The 19,603-nt window shown below is 60.1% G+C and carries 12 protein-coding genes; 3 read left to right on the top strand and 9 right to left on the bottom strand.

Annotated elements, in window-relative coordinates; translation table 11 throughout:
* Positions 1–161: 161 nt before the first annotated feature.
* Positions 162–902, top strand: coding sequence for a phosphoadenylyl-sulfate reductase (locus tag msub_RS03625; protein ID WP_264750638.1), 741 nt, complete (start codon positions 162–164; stop codon positions 900–902).
* Between the two features lie 43 nt (positions 903–945).
* Here the strand turns inward: msub_RS03625 and cysB are convergent, their stop codons facing one another.
* Positions 946–1,923 (bottom strand): HTH-type transcriptional regulator CysB, encoded by a 978-nt coding sequence (cysB, locus tag msub_RS03630; protein WP_048494749.1) that lies wholly within the window; start codon positions 1,921–1,923, stop codon positions 946–948.
* Between the two features lie 232 nt (positions 1,924–2,155).
* Here cysB and msub_RS03635 point away from each other — a divergent pair, with 232 nt between their 5' ends.
* Positions 2,156–4,888 carry a LuxR C-terminal-related transcriptional regulator gene (locus tag msub_RS03635; protein WP_048494750.1) on the top strand — a complete coding sequence of 911 codons (2,733 nt, stop codon included), beginning with the start codon at positions 2,156–2,158 and terminating at the stop codon, positions 4,886–4,888.
* A 269-nt stretch (positions 4,889–5,157) separates the two neighbouring features.
* Here msub_RS03635 and dinG read toward each other — a convergent pair whose 3' ends face one another.
* Genes dinG through msub_RS03660 form a run of 5 tightly spaced genes read right to left on the bottom strand, consistent with a single transcriptional unit; the run spans position 5,158 to position 12,082 of the window.
* Positions 5,158–7,359 carry an ATP-dependent DNA helicase DinG gene (dinG, locus tag msub_RS03640; RefSeq protein ID WP_048494751.1) on the bottom strand — a complete coding sequence of 734 codons (2,202 nt, stop codon included), beginning with the start codon at positions 7,357–7,359 and terminating at the stop codon, positions 5,158–5,160.
* Positions 7,359–8,081, bottom strand: a complete 723-nt coding sequence (locus tag msub_RS03645) for a general secretion pathway protein GspB (RefSeq protein WP_048494752.1) — start codon at positions 8,079–8,081, stop codon at positions 7,359–7,361. The genes dinG and msub_RS03645 overlap by 1 nt, the downstream gene beginning before the upstream one ends.
* A 2-nt stretch (positions 8,082–8,083) precedes the next feature.
* Entirely contained in the window at positions 8,084–9,775 is a 1,692-nt protein-coding gene (locus tag msub_RS03650) for an ExeA family protein (protein WP_048494753.1), read from the bottom strand.
* Position 9,776: 1 nt separating this feature from the next.
* A complete protein-coding gene (locus msub_RS03655) occupies positions 9,777–11,264 on the bottom strand; it encodes a DUF3336 domain-containing protein (protein WP_048494754.1) in 1,488 nt (495 codons plus the stop codon).
* A gap of 29 nt (positions 11,265–11,293) precedes the next feature.
* Complete coding sequence (locus msub_RS03660; RefSeq protein WP_048494755.1) at positions 11,294–12,082, bottom strand: MlaA family lipoprotein; 789 nt, start codon at positions 12,080–12,082, stop codon at positions 11,294–11,296.
* 92 nt (positions 12,083–12,174) lie between these two features.
* Here msub_RS03660 and msub_RS03665 point away from each other — a divergent pair, with 92 nt between their 5' ends.
* A complete protein-coding gene (locus msub_RS03665) occupies positions 12,175–12,582 on the top strand; it encodes an acyl-CoA thioesterase (protein WP_048494756.1) in 408 nt (135 codons plus the stop codon).
* Positions 12,583–12,594: 12 nt separating this feature from the next.
* On the opposite strand, the gene msub_RS03670 is transcribed toward msub_RS03665, so the two are convergent.
* The 3 genes from msub_RS03670 to msub_RS03680 form a co-directional block, all read right to left on the bottom strand.
* Complete coding sequence (locus msub_RS03670) at positions 12,595–13,716, bottom strand: beta-ketoacyl-ACP synthase III (protein WP_048494757.1); 1,122 nt, start codon at positions 13,714–13,716, stop codon at positions 12,595–12,597.
* Positions 13,717–13,848: 132 nt separating this feature from the next.
* Positions 13,849–17,784: an ATP-dependent RNA helicase HrpA gene (hrpA, locus tag msub_RS03675; RefSeq protein WP_197083785.1), complete on the bottom strand. Its 3,936-nt coding sequence runs from the start codon at positions 17,782–17,784 to the stop codon at positions 13,849–13,851.
* A 123-nt stretch (positions 17,785–17,907) separates the two neighbouring features.
* A complete protein-coding gene (locus msub_RS03680; protein WP_048494758.1) occupies positions 17,908–19,584 on the bottom strand; it encodes a long-chain fatty acid--CoA ligase in 1,677 nt (558 codons plus the stop codon).
* Positions 19,585–19,603 lie beyond the last annotated feature (19 nt).

Genomic DNA, 19,603 nt, shown 5'->3' on the forward strand with positions numbered 1-19,603 from the left:
ACTACGGAGCGTATGATAAGAAAAACCGGGCGGGAATGCATCGTGGAAGTGTAAACCCGCGCTGATGAATGGCGGAATAACCATATAGATTGTCATTCCTTCAGGGTATGAGGCATTTAATGGTAGCCTTTTCCCACAGTTAGATACTTTTGCATATTCAGATAAGGCAACCCCGGGCCATGACCGATATTCAAACCTTGCGGGAAGAGCTCGAAGGCCAGAGCCCCCGCTCGATTCTCAAGGCCGCGCTCAAGCAGTACGACAACATCGCTATTTCCTTCAGCGGTGCGGAAGACGTGGTACTGATTGAAATGGCCCACAAGCTTACCGATAACCTGCAGGTCTTCACCCTGGATACCGGGCGCCTGCACCCGGAAACCTACGAGTTTGTCGAACGCGTTCGCAAACACTATGGCATCAAGATTGAAGTGCTGTTCCCGGACGCCGGCGAAGTTCAGCACCTGGTCAACAAGAAGGGTCTGTTCAGCTTCTACGAAGACGGGCACACAGAGTGCTGCGGCATTCGCAAGGTTAACCCGCTACGCCGCAAGCTGGCCACCGTTGACGCCTGGATAACCGGCCAGCGCAAGGACCAGAGCCCCGGCACCCGTAACGATGTTCCGGTGGTTCAGGAAGACGCGGCCTTCTCCACCGATGGGAAAACCCTGGTGAAGTTCAATCCGCTGGCGAACTGGAGCTCGAAGGAAGTCTGGGATTATATCCGGATGACCGAAGCGCCCTACAACAAGCTCCACGAAAAGGGCTTTGTCAGCATCGGCTGCCAGCCCTGCACCCGCCCTGTCCTGCCTGGACAGCATGAACGGGAAGGCCGCTGGTGGTGGGAAGAGGCCACCCAGAAGGAATGCGGCCTCCACGCCGGCAACCTGATCGCCCGGGACTGACCGGGCGGCGGATTACCCGCGCCTACCGGGTTACCCTCCCCGATTAATAGGTGGGTAGCTCAATATCCCTGAACAGCTCCTCGATCTCCGATCGGCTGCCCTGGTGCGCAACCGCCTCATCGACTCTCGCCTTGGTGAGGTGCGGCGCAAAGCGCTGGATGAAATCGTACATATAGCCCCGGAGGAAAGTGCCCTTGCGGAAGCCGATTCGCGTTACGCTGGGGCGGAACAGCTTGCGGGCATCCAGGGCGACCAGATCGGTATCGGTTTTCGGATCAAACGCCATGCTGGCAATGATCCCGACACCAAGCCCAAGCCGCACGTAGGTCTTGATCACGTCCGCGTCTGCGGCGGTAAATACCACCTTGGGCGTCAGCCCCTGGGTCTGGAAGGCTTCATCCAGCTTGGACCTGCCGGTAAAGCCGAATACATAGGTGACCAGCGGGTATTCCGCCAGCTCCGGCAGGGTGAGTTCCGGCAGCTTGGCCAAAGGATGATCCCTGGGCACAATCACACAGCGGTTCCAGCGGTAGCAGGGCATCATGATCAGGTCATTGAACAGCTCCATGGCCTCGGTGGCGATGGCAAAATCCACAGCGCCATTGGCCGCCATCTCGGAAATCTGCATGGGTGTTCCCTGGTGCATGTGCAGGGAAACATCGGGGTATTCCTCGATGAAGCCACTGATCACCGGCGGCAGTGCGTAACGGGCCTGGGTATGGGTGGTGGCAAGGCTAAGGTCACCCTTGCGCTGGTTGCTGAATTCCTGGGCAATTTTCTTGATACCCTCTACCCGCCGCAGAATCTCTCCCGCTTCCCGGATAATAATCTCCCCGCCCGGGGTAATACGGGTAAGGTGTTTGCCGCTGCGGGCAAACACTTCCAGGCCCAGCTCATCCTCCAGCAGGCGGATCTGCTTGGAGATACCGGGTTGCGAGGTAAAGAGGCTTTGAGCGGTTGCGGACACATTGAGATCGTGATGCGCGACTTCCCAGATATAGCGCAACTGTTGTAGTTTCATTGAGTCTGTTGCTCCCTGGCGACCGGAGGATCTTGAAGAAGAATACGCATAAAAATACAGTTTTTCATTCTTTTTTAATATAGGCAATTCCTTCCAGACAGTTTAGACCAAAATTGCATTTACGCAGCCCCTGATAAAACCCCGGGCTGATTAAATGGCCGCACCGGCCCTTGACTTGACTGTGACAAAGGACACAATCGCTACTCGATACGCGCCATCTTTCAGGAATACCATGCTGCTGACCACCAAATTTCTCAGGCCAACCTCGGATCCCCGCGCGGTCAAGCGCGAGCGGCTGAGTGCGCTGCTCGAGCCCGACAGCCAGAGGCACCTGAACCTGGTGGTTGCGCCGGCGGGTTTTGGCAAAACCACCCTGGTGGCGCAATGGTGCTCCCGGTCATCCTCTCCAACCGCCTGGCTTTCCCTCGATGAGCACGATGATGAGCCCAGGCGCTTCTGGCAGTACGTCACAGGGGCCTTTGAGCACGCGGGCCTGGCCGGCGCCGGTGAATTGCGCAAACAGCTCGCTCACCAAACCGATGATGCCTTCACCGAGGCCATTACCGGGCTGATCAACACTCTCGCTCAGGACGGCAGTTCCTGGTCGCTGGTTCTGGACGACTTCCATTTCATCCAGGCCCCCGCGATCCAGCGGCAGTTCGCGTATTTTGTCGATTACCTGCCTCCGGGTGTGACAATAACCCTGGCCTCCCGGACGGAACCGCCACTGCCCCTGGCGCGGTGGCGGGTGCGCCGCTGGATTCAGGACATCCACCCTGGCCTGCTGGCGTTCTCGGAAGAGGAATGCCGGCAGTTCTTTCACGACACCATGGGCCTGGCGATTCCAGAGGAGGATGTCCGGGCAATCTGCCGAAAAACCGAAGGCTGGGTCGCTGCCATGCAGCTGTCGGCGCTCTCCGGAAGCGGTGGCTCTGCGGGCAGCGGGCAGATTGGTCTCGATGAGCGCCACATCAGTGACTATGTTCTGACCGAGGTGCTGGACCAGCAACCTCAGGAACTCGCCGACTTTCTGCTGGAAACCGCCTGTTGTCCGCGGCTGTGCGCGTCTTTGTGTGATTCCATTCGTAGCGCCGGCGACAGCCAGGAGGTCCTGCAGAAGCTGCTCAGCCAGAACCTGTTCCTGATCCCCCTCGACACCCGGAACGAATGGTTTCGTTACCATGATCTGTTCCGCGATGCCCTGCTCCTGCGTATTCGCCAGAACCAACCCGAAAAAGCGAACCGGCTCTGGCAGAAAACCGTAGACTGGCTGCTGGCCCACGGCCATGTGCAGGAGGGCATCGCCCAGATCGTGCGCCATGAGGACTGGCCCTGGCTTGCCCGGGTACTGGCCGAGCATGGCAATAACCTGATTCACGGCGGCTACCATTTACCGGTGCTGGACTGGCTTGAATCACTGCCCCGGGAACTGGTTGCCGACAACCCGCAGCTCCAGATGCTGCGAATCTGGGGCCTGTTCTTCGCCAACCGGGTGGATACCCTGGCGCCCCTGCTGACCTCGCTGGAAGACCTTCTGGACCGGCATGTGGCGGATTCCCACCCCAATGCCGAGGGTGCGCTCGGGCTGCAAAGTGAAATTTCGCTGATGCGGTCCTACCTGGCCCGGACCCGCAGCGATGATAAAAGCGCTACGGATCTTACCCGACAGGTTCTGAAGGAAATTGACCACACCCGCATTCCCCTGAAGTCGGTTACCTACTACGGCCTGGGGCTGGACTATTATGGCAAGGGCGAGCTTGCTGAGGCCGAAGACGCGCTGCAGTCCGCCGTGCGTTATGGTCAAGTCGAGCAAAAGCCAAGCACGGTGCTCTCCAGCGGCGGATTGCTGGCATGGATCCAGTACAACCGTGGCGATATTGATCTGGCCCTGGATACCTGCACGGATATCCGTGAGTGGGTAGACCGGCACTACGCCGACCCCAGCCAGCCGCGGCTGATTTCCTGCTGGCAGAACAGCACCCTGTGCGAAATTCACCGGGAGCGGGACCATCCACAACTTGCCGCCACCCACCTGCAGCCCCTGCTCGAACACGTCGAGCGCGGCACTGAGGCCGGGCAGCATGTCGTTATTCAATACGTTCGAGGCCATCTTGCCTTCAGCGAAGGCAAACTGCAGGAAGCGATCGAGGCGCTGGAAGATGCCGCCCAGACCGCCCGCAAGCGCCGGGACCAGATTCTTTTCGAGCCACCGGCGAGCACCGCCCTGCTGGCCCGATGCTACCTGGCTACCGGCTTCCCGGATAAAGCCCGGGCCTGCCTGGATTCCAGGGTGGATTCCGAATTCACCAACCCCCTGAACCTGGAGCAGAACCGGATCAGTGAAGCGCGGGTGCTGGTGGCTCAGAACCAGCCTGAACGGGCCCAGGAAATTCTCAGTGCCCTGCTGCAGCCGGCGGAGCGCAACGCTCACAACCGCCATCTGGTGGAAATCCTGCTGGTGTATGGTGAGGCCCTGGCCCTGCAGAACCGGATGGACGAGGCCCGTCAAATGCTCACCCGGGCCATCACCCGCGCCGCCGAATCCGGATTCATGCGCCTGCTGGCAGAAGAAAGCCCGTACCTGCGCTCACTCCTGCTGTCGTTACCCGCGCTGAACACGCCGGGCACCTGGAACAGCCGTGTCCGGGCCATGCTACTGAAACACGGGGAAGCGACTGGAAACGGCGAGGCAACCGAGGCGGCTGAGGCTATGGCTTCGGCCAGGGCCGCGTCAGAGCGAGCCGCCAAACCAGCGGATACCCTTCCCGAGCCGCTCAGCCAGAGGGAGCTGGAGGTACTGGCACTGATTCATCAGGGCCATGCCAATAAAGAAATCGCCTCCCGGATGCAGGTGGCCCCGGCAACCGTAAAGGCTCACATCCGCAACCTGTATGGCAAGCTGGGCGTGGGCCGCAGAACCGAAGCCCTCGCCCGGGCGCGGGAACTCGGCCTTCTGGAAGCCTGAGGCGGACAATCCCGAAATGTGCACTCCGTCACACTTTCCAGCACTTTTCTAAGCCTGCTACGCCCTTTGGACGATCCGTCTACGCCCCTTGCTGCTCTATCATTTGTTCAACGGTGAGGGAAACCTCGCCCCGAATTCTGAAACTTCAGGCCTTCAGATTTCTTGTTCCGCGTTGTTTCGACGCCCGGGTTCGTGAAGAGCCCATTTGCCAAGAGCCACCCCATCCGGGCTGGCTCTTTTTTTATGGCCGGGCGAAGCGCAGGGAAAGATCAGCGTTCGATGATCCGCCGGAACGGCGGCAAGGCATCCAGCAGGAGCTGGCCGTAGCGGCGGGCAATAATCCGGCGGTCCAGTATAGTGACGCGCCCGGTATCCTGCTCGGTCCTGAGCAGGCGCCCGACCGCCTGAACCAGCTTGATCGAGGCATCGGGCACGGTGATTTCCATGAACGGATTGCCCCCTCGCTGGGTCACCCACTCGGCAAGGCTGGACTCAATGGGGTCATCCGGCACCGAGAACGGCAGGCGGGTGATCACCACGTGGTGCAGATACTTGCCGGGCAGGTCGATACCCTCGGCAAAGCTGGCCACCCCGAACAGCACGCTGGGCCGGCCCTCGTCGACACGGCTGCAATGCTGCCGAAGCACCTCACCCTTGGCCATGTCGTCCTGGGTAATGATCAGGTCCGGATACTCCGGGGCCAGGGCATCCCGCACCTGAATCATCTGTCGCCGGGAGGTGAACAGCACCAGGGTTGCCTTCTCACCCGCCCAAAGATCCGGCAGCCGCCGAATCAGCTCATCGGCAAAACCGTCATCCGTGGGCATGGCCGACATCGCCGGCACTTCCACGGTGGCCATCTCGGCATAACGGAAGGAGCTGGGCACCACCAGGAACCGGCTGCCCTGCGGCAAGCCGGCCCGGGAGTTAAGCCGGTCAAAGCGCCCAAGGGCGGTCAGCGTTGCGCTGGTCAGCACAGCCCCGTATGCCCGGGACCAGAGCCGGGAATACAGCAGGTTGTCCGCCAACACTGGCGAGCTGTAGAGCGTGATGTCCTCGGCATGGTCCCACCGCTGGCGAACCGCCCAGCGCGCCGGTGGCGGGCTTTTGAAGGAGGGCGTCTTCGGCCCCTGTTCGTTGCCTGCGTCCGAATCCTCGGCAGCGTCTCCCTGGGTTGCGCCGCCCTGCTCGCACCAGGCGGTCCACAATCTCAACTGATCCTCGGCCCGGCTGTGGAAGGAACCAATCACCGGATACCAGGCTTCGGCGGTTTCCCGGTCAATCTCGTGTTCCTTGCGCTCGTCAAAGGCGCCCTGCAATTCGTCGGCAAGGACCCCCAACTGGCGCACCAGGTTGGCAGTGGCAATCCGGGCCTCGGCCGACAGTTCCGCCATGGCCTCAGGCAGCGCCCCCTCGGGATATCGCCACTGGGCCGTTCGGCGCTCCTCGTTGAACTCCCAGCCGGTGTTCTGTTCGGCTTCCTCGTAAACCCTGGCCAGAACCAGATCAACATCCCGGGAGGCCGAGCCAATCCGGTCAAGGCTCTTGGCCGCCTGGCTGCCCCCCGGCAGGTACGGCTGCATTTTAACCAGCGCCTGGGAGAGCTGCTTCAGCCACTGTCGGGTCGAGTTGAGGGGAACCGAAGCGGCGAAGTGATTCAGGGCCTTGTCCGGCAGGTGGTGGGCCTCATCAAAAATATACAGAGCGTTTTCCGGCTCCGGCAGGATGGCACCGCCACCGAGCGCCAGGTCCGCCAGCACCAGATCATGGTTCGCCACTACAATGTCGGCGTCATCCAGATCTTTCCGGGCGTCGAAAAACGCGCAGCTATCGAAATAACTGCAGTGGCGGTTGGTGCATTGCCGGTGGTCGGTTGTGACCTGGCGCCAGACATCGTCAGGAATCTGCTCGGGCCAGTGGTCCCGGTCACCGTCCCAGTTTCTTGAGCCGTAGCTGGCCAGCATCTCCTCGAAGAAAGCCCGGGTACCCGGCTCCTCCGATTTCGGCCCATCCAGCAGGAAAAGCGGCATGGTGTCGCTGTCGCCGTTGCCTTCGTCGTGCAGGCGCGCCTCCAGCCGGGACATGCAGAGATACCGGCCCCGGCCCTTGGCCAGGGTCCAGTTGAAATCCATGGTGCTGTGCTTTTTCAGATCCGGCAGGTCTTTCAGCACGATCTGGTCCTGCAGTGCCACGGTCGCAGTGGAAATGACCAGGGTCTTACCCAGGGCCTTGGCCACGGGAATGGCCGCAATCAGGTAGGCGAGAGTCTTGCCGGTACCGGTTCCCGCCTCGACGACACAGGCCGACGCCGGCGAGGTTCTCTGGCCATCGTTCTCGGTGATCTCGCCCATGTATCTGGCAATTTCGGCGATCATCAACCGCTGGCCGTAGCGCGCACGGATCTGCTTGCCCGCCAGAACGTCGCGGTAGCCTTGCTGGATTTCCTGTTTGGTGTCGTCAGTCAGGGCCATCAGCGCGGGCTCACCCAGTTCCGGACAACGCCAACGCGGAATCGCTGGCCATCAAGGCTAAGCACAACCCCTTCCTCGGTGATGTCTTCCACCCGTAAGCCGTCCACTGAATCGCCGATACGCAGGTAGGCGTTGTTAATCATCACACGGCGGGATGACGGGGACGACGAGTAAATATGGCTGTTAAAGGTCAAATCCGGAACACTCTTCTGAAATGAAAGGGGCAACTCTACCAGATGGGGCACCCGGCCCGCCTGCTCCAGCGCGGGCAGCGGCGCAAACGTCGGCGGCGAATCGGCTGAGGGCACAATAATGGTCGCCTGCTGCCTCGGCGCCGGTGCCGTGAGCGGATTGGCCTCGGCCTGGCGCTCTGGCGCCGGAACCGGGTCTCCGGTCTCTGCAACCGGTTGATCCGGGGCGGATTCCGCCACAACGGCGGTCGCTTCCGGTTCCTTTGAACCTGCTTTCCGCTCGGGTTCGGGTTCCCCGGCCAGGGGCATTTCAGCCGGTTGTACCGGTTGGGCCGGCGGCCGAACACCCGGCCAGAAAACAAATGCCAGCACACCGGCATTAAGCATCAGGGCGCCGACAATCCAGATTACCGGTGACACCTTCTTCTTTTTGGGCCGGTGAATCAGTTGCACCTGCTGGCCAAGATCGGGCACCCGGCCCTGGCGGCGCTCCGCCTCGGATTTTCTCAATGCATCAAGAATATAAGACATGGCTACTCTCGATCTCCTGACCGATCCCCCGGCCCGGTACCCGGCCCTGAAGGCTTTAGCCGGGGTACGGGCGCCCCGAGATCGTTATTCATCTGGATAACCGTCATGGCACCGGCAATTCCGTCGACGGTAAGGCCCTGGAGGTCCTGGTACCAGCGTACCTGCTCCTCAGAACTCATGCGCTTGATCCGGTCGCTTTCCTGCCGGCTGGCACTGAGCGCCTCCGCCAGTTCCATCATCCGGGCGCCAAGCCACAGCGTCTGGCCGTTCTCGGCGCTGTAAAAGCCATCGCCGTTGAGGTATTCCGGCAGGCGCCACAACACTCGGTATTCCCCGAACCAGTAGGGCTCGATACTGGCGAAGGACAACTCCCGGTTACCGGACGGCAATGCAATTTCCGCCGTGTCGCCACTCAACTGGCGAATCACCACATACCCGGTGTTGCCGGCCCGGTCCTTGAGCCGCAACATCGCCGGTCGGTCCAGAAACTCCAGGCTTCGGCGACTGCCCTGTCGCTCCAGACACCCCAGCCCGGCCTCCCGGGCGAAATCGCAGGCTATCGGCGACTCGGCCGGTTGATAATCCCGGCCCCAGATCCCGAATAACATCCGGAACGCCTCGGGCGAATCCAGCAGCTGGCCGGGCACATCGAGTTTGGCGAGGGTCTGCGGTTTCGCCGCCTGCGCGGTTTTGGCCGGCTCTTCGCCAATCCGTTCAATAGCGCCCTGCAAGGGTTCCGCCGTGGCCTGCACTGGCAGTGCCGGTTCGTCCGGCGCCCAGCGTTCAACCAGCCAGGCAGTTCCGATGATGGCAACCAGCACAGAGGCGGCAACAATCAGGTATTGGGACCTGTCGGGTGAGCCCGGGCGGGATGGCGAGGGGCCAACCGAATGACCGCGAACCTCTTTCGCGGCATGCCGAACGTGATCCGCGGTAATGTCATGCTCACCTTCGGCGTAGGCCCCAAGCAGGGCCCGATCACTGATCAGGTTTATCAGCCGGGGAATGCCGTGGCTTTCCCGGTAAAGCCGCTGGACGGCCCGGGGCGAAAAAATATCCCCGCGCATACCGGCAACGCTGAGACGGTAACGAAGGTAAGCCGGCAACTCGTCCTTGCCAATCGCATCCAGATGGTAGCGAGCGGTTACCCGCTGGTTCAGTTGCCGCAATTCCGGAAGGGCGAGCATCTCCTGGAGTTCCGGCTGGCCAAGCAGCACAATCTGCAACAGTTTCTTCTCGGCGGTTTCCAGGTTGGTAAGAAGCCTGAGCTGCTCAAGCACATCCGCGGAGAGGTTCTGCGCCTCGTCGATCATCAACACCTTGTGCCGGCCTGCCGCATGGGCCTTCAACAGGTCCTGGTTGATCAGATCAACCAGTTGCTTGATGGTGGCGCCTATATCATGGGGAATCTCCAGTTCATCACAGATCGACGACAGCAATTCCCGGGCAGACAGGCGGGGATTCAGGATCAGCGCAATGTCGACGTGATCCGGCACATTTTCAATGAAGCAGCGGGAAACCGTGGTTTTACCGGTGCCCACTTCGCCGGTAATAACAATGAAACCACCCTGCCCCTGGACACCGTACATCAGGTGCGCCAGGGCCTCCTTGTGGCGGCCACTGAGATACAGGTAGCGGGGGTCCGGGGCAATGGAGAACGGAGGCTCGGTAAAGCCGAAAAAGTCGTAATACATGTCAGGACGTACCAGAATCCGCGTTGCTGATCACTCTGAGCTCAGCGGTTCGCCGGTTCTGCTGTTTCAGCCTTCGCACGCAACGCTCCAGGGTTTTGGAAATTCGGGCGTGTGAACGAATCATCGAAATTTTCGGCCAGGTGGCCCGCTCGCCGGCAAGAATCATCTCCCGGACATAGGCCGGGTCCGGGTTCGCCAGCATACGGCGATAGTCCTTGATGGAATACGTGGGGGCGATGGTGACGTCTCCCGAGTACCGCTGGCCCATGATCGTGTATAACTGACCGGACATCTGCCGCAGGAGTTCCGGCCTTAGCCGTTTGCGCAGGTAATCAAAGATCCCCTGCCCGTGAAACTGCATTTCCGATTTCAGCAGGTGCATGGGCAGGTTGCCAAGGGACAGCTTTTCATCGCTGCCCCGCTGGCTGAGAAACGGCACCACATGGGGGTTGGTCTGGCTGACGATGGTAAAGTTCACATCGTAAAGGTGCATCAAACGCTCGATGGGCAAATCGCTGACCACCGAGCCATCCACGAACTTCAGGCGCGGCATGTAGGGCAGCGCATTGCCCTGAATGTCCTTTTTCATCAGCGTCACGGGCGGGAATATCCCCGGCACCGCGGCACTGGCCAGCACCGCGCTCCAAACCATCAGGTAGGGCGAGGTATAGCCGCACAGCAGACGGGCCTTCTGATGGGCCTGCACCGGCGACACGCTGACGTTGATGGAGCGGCCCGTCCGCTGATAGGCCTCCTCAAAGGTGTATTCGCCAATGTTGGCACGCAGGCAGGCACGTAGTTGCTCCTGGTCCATCAGGCCATCACCGCGCACCGCACTGAGCAATCCCTGCCACTTCCAGGCCTTCAGATTGTGATTTTCCGGAACCAGCATTTCCGGGATTTCGGCATCGGTGTGAACGCCGAGAATACCCGCAATGATGGCGCCGATGCTGGAACCCGCAATCACCTGCGGCAGCAGCCCTTTTTCCCAAAGCGCCTTGATTACGCCAAAGTGGAACACACCGAGAGTCGCACCACCACTGAGCAGTAGTGTCGGGCGACCATAACTGGTAAGCGTGTCCCGGAAAAACTGGAGTTTATCCGCTACCGGAAAACCGGGCACCGGGTTATCGCACAGGAAATCGAGGGCTTCACAGACCTGGGTAATGTACTCCTCGATCAGGTGTTTGGTGCCGACCCTGGAGCGGGTATAGAGCGCGGGGTTGCCCATGTTCCCCAGGTCGTGGTGCAACCCCTCGCGCAGGGCCCGTTTCAGGCGCTCGAAATCATTCTGCTGGCGATACTGCTTGAGGTTGCTCAACCGGTCGTAAATGAGCTCGTAATGGTAGAGGTCAGAGGCAAAATCTTCCTTCCACTCTGCATTGCCCTCCAGGAAATCCAGCTCCAGAGCGGCGGCCTTCCACACTTCGTAGTTCGGCGCTTCGGCCAGCATTTTCCGGAACTTGGCTATTCTTGGATCCTTGAGCACCGCTGAACTCCTTTCAACCCGGCTGGAACTCAGAAGTTTTCCAGCATCAGTTCTTCATCATTGCCACTGGCAAAGGGATCATTGATGACCTCTCCGTCGTTAATCAGGAACGCACGGCGCTGCAAAAACGCGTTGCGGACAAACGTATAGCTGTCGCCCGAAATGAAGCTCTCTGCCGGGATCAGGTCCGCCCGTTTATCGACAACCTGGAGCGACCGGGCAAAATACACCTCCGGGCTCTCCACTGCATCCCAGGCCGACGGCAACGCAAACGCGTCGGTCACGAATCCGCCAAAGTGCCGGGGGGTGGAGGGGCCAAGCAAAGGTAACATCAGATAAGGCCCGGACCCCACGCCCCAGTAGCCAAGCGTCTGGCCAAAGTCTTCCGGCCGCTCCGGGAGGTCAAAGGCCGTGGCCACGTCAATCAGGCCACCAAGACCGAACACGGTGTTGTAGGTGAAGCGGCCAAACGCCACCACGGCAGACTCGCCCTTGAGCTGAAACACACTGTTGCTGAAGTTTCTCAGTTCAGTCAGGTTATTGAAAAAATTGGTGATACCGCGATCCACCATCTGGGGAGTGTAGGCCCGGTAGGCCTTTGCCACCGGTTTCAGGAACCAGCGGTCGATGGTGCGATTAAAGCTGAAGACCTTGCGATTCCAGTTTTCGTAGGGGTCTTTGGGGTCGACCGGAACTGAACCTTCAGGTGCCGGCGCCTGCATCGCCTGGGCTGCAACCTGGTTTAAAGGAAGAATGGCCACCAGGACAAGTAGAAGGACAATTGCTGTTGGCCGGCGCCGGGTAAAAAGTTGTTTCATCGTCTGCTCTTGGGTTGTTTAATTCGTCTCGATTCGTCGAAAATACCGGCGCTTTTCTTATCATTATTGAACCGTTGTTCCGGAGGAACCCGATGTCAGTACCGGGAAATCATGTACATACCATCACCATGCCACTCCGCTGGGGAGACATGGATGCATACGGCCATGCCAACAATACGGCCTACTTCCGTTTTTTCGAGGAAGCGCGGATCGTCTGGCTGGCGTCACTGCAGCTCGGCGGCCCAGATGAGCCCACCGGCCCCGTTATTATAAAGACCAGTGCCACCTTTCTAAAGGAATTGAATCACCCGGCAACGGTAGAGGTGAAAACATACGCTGACAAAGCGGGCAACACCAGCCTCGATACCTATCATTTGCTGACAGATGCCGACACCGGTGCGGTTTATGCAGAGGGCTTTGCCAAAATCGTGTGGTTTGACCGGGCGACCCGCTCGTCTGCCCGGCTGCCAGACACCCTGCGGGCACTGGCAGCCGGTTGACCACCGTACAGCCTATCGGCGGCGCACGACCACGCTGCCGATGGAATACCCGGCGCCGAATGAGCAGATAACACCCAGGTCACCGCTGACCAGATCGTCCTTGTGCTTGTGAAAGGCAATAATAGAGCCGGCGGAGCTGGTGTTGGCATACTCATCCAGGATCACCGGCGCCTCATCCTCGCTGGCATCACGGCCCAGCACCTTGCGGGCAATCAACTGATTCATGTTCAGATTGGCCTGGTGCAGCCACATGCGCCGGAGCGCGTCAGTGCCAATCGACAGGCTCTGGAGCTGGTTCAGGATGGTTTCGGCCACCAGGGGTGACACCTCCTTGAACACCTTGCGCCCCTGCTGGACGAACAGCTTGTCGGGCTTGCCAATTCCGGATTCGTCGGCCCGGTTCAGGAAGCCGAAATTATTCCGGATGTTATTGGAGAATTTGGTCTTCAGGCTGGTGCCGAGAATCTCGAAACCCTGCCCGGCACGGGTGTCTTCTTCGCGTTCCACAAGAATTGCCGTGCAGGCATCACCGAAAATGAAATGGCTGTCCCGGTCGCGGAAGTTCAAGTGGCCGGAGCAGATTTCCGGGCTTACCACCAGCACCGCCCGGGCGCTGCCGTTCTCCACGGAATTCACCGCAGCCTGCAGGCCAAACGTGGCCGAACTGCAGGCCACGTTCATGTCGTAGGCAAAACCGTCAATACCCAGGGCTTCCTGAACTTCGATAGACACCGCGGGATAAGCCCGCTGCATATTCGAGCAGGCGACAATAACGGCATCGACATCCTGTGCGGATTTTCCCGCCTGAGCCAGCGCTTCCCGGCACGCAGACACGGCCATATCGCATTGCACCGAGGGTTCGTCGTTGCTGCGCTCGGGGATATACGGCGTCATGCGCTTCGGATCGAGAATGCCGTCCTTGTTGATGACATGGCGGCGCTTTATGCCGGACGCTTTTTCAATGAAGGCGGAGGAGGATGGCTGCAACGGAGCCACCTCACCCCGGGCAATGGCGTCTGCATTGTCGGCGTTGAACAGTTCAACGTACTGGTTAAAGGCTTCCACCAGTTCGTCGTTATCAATGGTTGCTGGCGGTGTGTAGAGACCGGTCCCGCTAATAACGGCTTTAATCACGCTAACCCCACGTCATGATTGTGAAAACAGGATGTCAGGAAAAACACTGCCAGAAATACTAACACAGTCTCGGGGTTTTGCCCGCCGGAGATCGGTCACCGGTACCGGATTGGTGCGGGGTGAACAGCCTTGTCAGACCCGGGTTTTCTCCCACTGCCGGTCCAGCCGTTTTACCGATACGGTGATCACCGTGCCCAGTTGCTGGGCAAAAAACGAGACCCGGAACTCCTCAAGCATCCACCGGTATTGCACCAGCTCCGGGTCCCGCACGCCCTGCCGCTGCTGCTCATCGCGCTTTGCCGCATAGCGGGACCAGAGCGGCTCGATGGTATGCAGGAATTCGCGCTCCCGGCCCATTTCCCGGGACATCTTCTCCAGACGGATCAGCGCCGCCTCGAAGTAGCGCCCGAACTCCGCCAGCCACTGTGGTGGCGTCGCCACCAAAAAGCCCGGGTACACCAGGTTCTGAAGCTGGAACTTGAGGTCCGCCATGCTATTGGCCAGAGCCAGGTTGATCTTGCCTTTCAGCTGTTTGGCCAATTTCTGATAGCCGGACATAGCCTGGAACAGCCGTTCGTCGGCCTGCTCCAGCGCGGGAATGAAATCGCCCCGGTGGCTGTCGAATACCCGCTCGAACTCCCCGGCCGTTCTTGGAATCCCGCCTGCAAGAAAATGCTGCATGGCCGTGGCCAACAGCAGGTCATCCAGCAGGACTTTTGACTGGCCCACCGGCGCAAACATCAGGGCGGATTGCTTGAATCGCGGTAGCTTGCGCTCCAGATCGTCGAGGGTCCGGCCGAACCGATTGAGGATCAGCCGGGCGACCGCCCTACGGGTGGTGTCTTCGGCGGTCAACCTGTCCAGGCACCGTATCTGGCGCACCGGTTTGCCCAGGTCTTCCAGTGCCGGGTAAACGGTTACCTGCATTCCGCCTTTCTCTGTCTGTACCTGTTCCTGCAGTTTGCCGAACTGCCAGTCGGTGTACTCCCCTGCTGGTTCCCTGGTGGACTGGTCACCGGTGGCCGATGCCAGCGCCTGCTCGGCGCGGCCCTCGAGTTGCCCCTGTAGCTCTGCGGTGTCCCGGCTCTCGGCGATGGGCTTACCGCCATCGCCCATCACCCGCAGATTCATTCGTAAATGCCTGGGCAACTCCGCCTCGGACCAGGCGTTCGGATCAATCCTTACACCGGTCATCCGGCGCAGTTGTTCACCCAGCTGCAAGGCCAGCGGCTCATTGGACGGCTGGAGATTGGCCAGTGCGGCATCCACAAAATCCGGCACCGGGACAAAATTCCGCCGCAGCGCCTTGGGGAGCGACTTCACCAGGGCGATGCACTTTTCCCGTAACAGCCCCGGCACCAGCCATTCCAGCCGACGGGAAGGAATCTGCTTGAGCGCCATCAGCGGAACCTGCAGGGTTACACCGTCCTGCTCACTGGTGGGCTCGAACTCATAACTCAGCGGGTAGCGCACGCCTTCCCATTCCAGGTAGTCCGGGTACAGGTCTGCCGACCCGGCATCCACCGGGCGCTGGAGAATGTCCTGTTCGGTCAGCTCCAGATCCTTCAACTGCTCCGCGGACAGGCCCTTCCACCAGCTTTCGAAATGCCGGCCGCTGACAATGTCCGACGGCAGGCGCTCATCGTAGAACGCCACCAGCACTTCATCGTCGACCAGAAGATCCCGGCGCCGGGTTTTCTTTTCCAGATTTTCAACGGTATCCAGCCTCTCGCGGTTACGGGCGATGAAGGGCGCCCTGGAGCGATAATCACCCTCCACCAGGGCCCGGCGGATAAACAGGTTGCGGCATTCCGCGGCGTCCACCCTGGCATAGGGAATCCGCCGCTTGGCCACGATATCCAGGCCGTACAGTGTCACCTTCTCGTAGCCCATCACTTGGGCCCGTTTCTGCTCCCAGTGGGGCTCAAAATAGTGGTGTTTCACGATGTGGCCGGCCAGGGGCTCGATCCACTCCGGCTGGATGGACGCCACCACCCGGGCAAACACCCGGCTGGTTTCAACAATCTCGGTGGCAACAATCCATTTCGGGCCGGTTTTGGACACCCTGGAGCCGGGGAAAATCATCACCTTGCGGTTACGGGTGGCCAGGTATTCCTTCTTCTCGACCTTGACCGCCACCTGCCCCAACAGACCCGCCAGAATGGCCTTGTGCAGGGCCTCGTAACTCGCCGCATCCCGGTTTGCCATCAGCTTCTGTTCCCGGCAGATCAGCGTGAGCTGGCGGTGGATATCCCGCCATTCCCGCATCCGCATCCAGCTCAGGAAGCTCTTCTGGCAGACCTTTTTCATCTGGTTCTGGGACAGCTCCTGTCGCTGCTCCTCGTAGAAGTTCCAGACATTCAGCAGGGTCACGAAGTCCGATTCCTTGTCATTGAACGGCGCGTGAGCCTGATCCGCCGCCTGCTGTTTGTCCTGGGGTCGTTCGCGGGGGTCCTGGATGCTCAGGCCGGCAATGATCACCAGGGTTTCCGACAAACTGCCCAGCTCGGCGGCGGCGACCAGCATTCTGGCCAGCCGGGGGTCCAGGGGCAGGCGCGCCATGGTCCGGCCAAGCCGGGTTACACGGCGCTTGTCATCGACCGCACCCAGCTCTTCCAGCAGTTTGTAGCCATCGTTGATCTGGCGCTTGTCCGGGGCCTCCAGAAACGGGAACTGGCGAATCTCGCCCAGGCCCGACGTGGCCATCTGCAGGATGACCGACGCCAGATTGGTACGCAGGATCTCAGGGTCGGTGTATTCCGGCCGGTTAATGAAATCGGTCTCATCGTAAAGCCGGAAGCAGATACCCGGTGCGACACGGCCACAGCGCCCTGCCCGCTGGTTGGCACTGGCCTGGGACACCGGTTCCACCGGCAGCCGCTGGATCTTGGAGCGAACGCTGTAGCGACTGATCCGGGCAACCCCGGTATCAATCACATAGCGAATACCCGGCACAGTCAGCGAGGTTTCCGCCACGTTGGTGGAGAGCACGATGCGCCTGCCCCGGTGCGACTGGAACACCCGGTTCTGCTCGGCGTTACTCAGGCGGGAATACAGGGGCAGTACTTCGGTATGCTTGAGATCCACGTGGCGCAGAACCTTGCTCAGATTCCGGATCTCCCGCTCGCCGGGCAGGAACACCAGCACATCACCGGGAGGCTGTTTCTCGCTGCGCTCGTGCTGTTCGATTTCGTCCAGGGCGCCCAGCACCCCGTCGGTCCAGCTCTGGTCGCGGTCGTCCTCGTCGCCCGCCAGCGGCCGATAGCGGATATCCACTGGATAGGTCCGGCCACTCACCTCAATCACCGGCGCCTTGTCGAAGAACTCGCTGAACCGGTCCACCTCGATGGTTGCGGAGGTAATAATGACCTTCAGGTCCGGCCGCTTGGGCAGGAGCTGGCGCAGGTAGCCCAGCAGAAAATCGATATTGAGGCTGCGCTCGTGGGCCTCATCAATGATCAGCGTATCGTAGCGGTCCAGAAACCGGTCATGCTGGACTTCCGCCAGCAGGATGCCGTCGGTCATCACCTTGACCCGGGACTGTTCCGAGGTGTTATCGGTAAAACGGACCTGGTAGCCAATCTGCTGGCCGACCTGCTCGCCGATTTCCTCTGCAATCCGGGCCGCCACACTGCGGGCGGCGATACGGCGTGGCTGAGTGTGGCCAATCAGGCCGCGGATGCCCCGGCCACTGTTCATGCAGATTTTGGGTATCTGGGTGGTTTTCCCGGAGCCGGTTTCCCCGGCGATGATCACCACCTGATGGTTCTCGATGGCCTCGCGGATGTCGTCCACCCGCTCGGAAACCGGCAGGCCTTCCGGGAAACTGGCCGGTTTATGGAGGGCATGGCGCTGTTGCACCTTCTCCAGCCCCCGGTCCAGCCAGCCGGCCATTTTTTCCAGGTCCTTCTGACCCGGTTTGCCCTTGGTGCGGGCAACCGTTTTTACGATGTGGGCTGCTTCCTGCTGGTTACAGGCGTCCAGCTGCTCCATCATGGCCTTGACGGCGGCTTCGCTGTCCGGTTTGAGGGTCGGTGTTCTGGAAATATCGGAACGGGTGTCTGTCATTGAATTGCCGGAATTACGCTCACTCGGATCGGGTTGGGCGACAGTCTATCGGGAAAGCCGGGGACTTAAAAACGGAAAAACCCCGCCGAAGCAGGGTTTCACGGGCGCAGGTACCGGGCCGGCTTACTTGTTAACGGCCTCGTCCCGCAGCTCGCGCCGCAGAATCTTGCCCACGTTGGTCTTGGGCAGTTCGTCGCGGAATTCAAAGTGCTTGGGCACCTTGTACGCGGTTAGCCGCTCGCGGCAGAATTCCTTGAGCTCGTTCTCGGTCACACCGTCAGCGGTGGGCACCAGGTAGACCTTGACCGCCTCGCCACTCTTGGCATCCGGAATACCGACAGCGGCGCACTCAACCACCTTCGGATGACTGCTGACCACGTCCTCAATCTCGTTCGGAAACACGTTGAAGCCGGACACAATGATCATGTCTTTCTTGCGGTCGACAATCCGGATGTAACCGTCTTCCTGGATCAGGGCAATATCCCCGGTGCGCAGGAAGCCGTCTGCCGTGAACGATTTCTGGGTGTCTTCCGGGCGCTGCCAGTAGCCACGCATTACCTGGGGGCCTTTCACACACAGCTCGCCGGGCTCGCCAAAGGGTGTTTCATTGCCCTCGTCGTCCAGGGTCTTGACCTGGGTTGAGGGAATCGGCAGGCCGATGGTGCCGATCTGAATGGCACTGGGCGGATTGAAGGTCACCACGGGAGAGGTCTCGGTCATTCCGAAGCCCTCGCAGATCTCGCACCCTGTTACCCGCTGCCACATTTTTGCCGTATCGCTGGTCAGGGCCATACCGCCGGAGGAGGTCAGCTTGAGACTGCTGAAGTCCAGATCCTGGAACTCCTCGTTGTTGCACAAGGCCACGAACAGGGTATTGAGGCCGAGGAATGCGGTAAATTTGTGGTTTTTCAGTTCCTTCACAAACCCGGGGATGTCTCTGGGGTTCGGAATCAGGATATTGTGGGAGCCTGCCTCCAGCATGATGCCGCAGTTCAGGGTGAAGGAGTAAATGTGGTACAGCGGCAGAGGCGCAATGACAACTTCCTGTCCCTCGTTAACCATCCCCTCCATCATCGGGCGGGTTTGCAGCAGGTTTGCCACCAGATTGCCATGGGTCAGCATGGCGCCTTTGGCGACGCCGGTCGTGCCGCCGGTATATTGCAGAACAGCGACATCGTCCGCCTTGCAGTCAACCGGTGAGAACTTTTCCCGGCCACCGGCACTGAGCACCGCCGGCAGTTTATGGGCCTGGGGAATGTTGAACGGAGGCACCATCTTTTTCACATGCTTGATCACCGCGTTCATCAACGTGCGCTTGATTGGTGAGTGCATATCGGCAATTTCAGTCACGATGACAAGTTCAATGCCGGTATGGGGCAGGACCTTTTCGGCATTTTCGGCCATGTTGGCCAGCACCACCAGCGCCTTGGCACCGGAATCGTTGAACTGGTGCTCCATTTCCCGCTTGGTATACAGCGGGTTGGTGTTCACCACAATCAGGCCGGCACGCATGGCACCGAACACAACCACCGGATACTGGCTGACGTTCGGCATCTGAACGGCAATCCGGTCGCCGGGCTTCAGGTCAGTCTTGTTCTGAATCCAGGCGGCAAAGTTGCGGCTCTGGGTGTCGAGATCGCGATAAGTGAGCGTTGCGCCAACAGCGGAGAATGCGGGACGGTCAGCAAATTTTTTGACCGCCTGTTCGAACACATCCACCATGCTTTTGTATTTGCTCAGGTCAACCTCGCGAGGTACGCCGGCGGGGTATTTATCCTGATAGAACTGCTCAAAATCCATTACCATCTCCTGTGTGGCG

This window comes from Marinobacter subterrani, from assembly GCF_001045555.1.
In the GTDB taxonomy this organism is placed as follows: domain Bacteria; phylum Pseudomonadota; class Gammaproteobacteria; order Pseudomonadales; family Oleiphilaceae; genus Marinobacter; species Marinobacter subterrani.

Bases quoted from the DNA above. Each gene is read 5' to 3' on its own strand.
- cysB (WP_048494749.1), bottom strand. From the start codon at position 1,923: ATGAAACTACAACAGTTGCGCTATATCTGGGAAGTCGCGCATCACGAT.
- msub_RS03635 (WP_048494750.1), top strand. From the start codon at position 2,156: ATGCTGCTGACCACCAAATTTCTCAGGCCAACCTCGGATCCCCGCGCG.
- dinG (WP_048494751.1), bottom strand. From the start codon at position 7,359: ATGGCCCTGACTGACGACACCAAACAGGAAATCCAGCAAGGCTACCGC.
- msub_RS03645 (WP_048494752.1), bottom strand. From the start codon at position 8,081: ATGTCTTATATTCTTGATGCATTGAGAAAATCCGAGGCGGAGCGCCGC.
- msub_RS03650 (WP_048494753.1), bottom strand. From the start codon at position 9,775: ATGTATTACGACTTTTTCGGCTTTACCGAGCCTCCGTTCTCCATTGCC.
- msub_RS03660 (WP_048494755.1), bottom strand. From the start codon at position 12,082: ATGAAACAACTTTTTACCCGGCGCCGGCCAACAGCAATTGTCCTTCTA.
- msub_RS03665 (WP_048494756.1), top strand. From the start codon at position 12,175: ATGTCAGTACCGGGAAATCATGTACATACCATCACCATGCCACTCCGC.
- hrpA (WP_197083785.1), bottom strand. From the start codon at position 17,784: ATGACAGACACCCGTTCCGATATTTCCAGAACACCGACCCTCAAACCG.
- msub_RS03680 (WP_048494758.1), bottom strand. From the start codon at position 19,584: ATGGATTTTGAGCAGTTCTATCAGGATAAATACCCCGCCGGCGTACCT.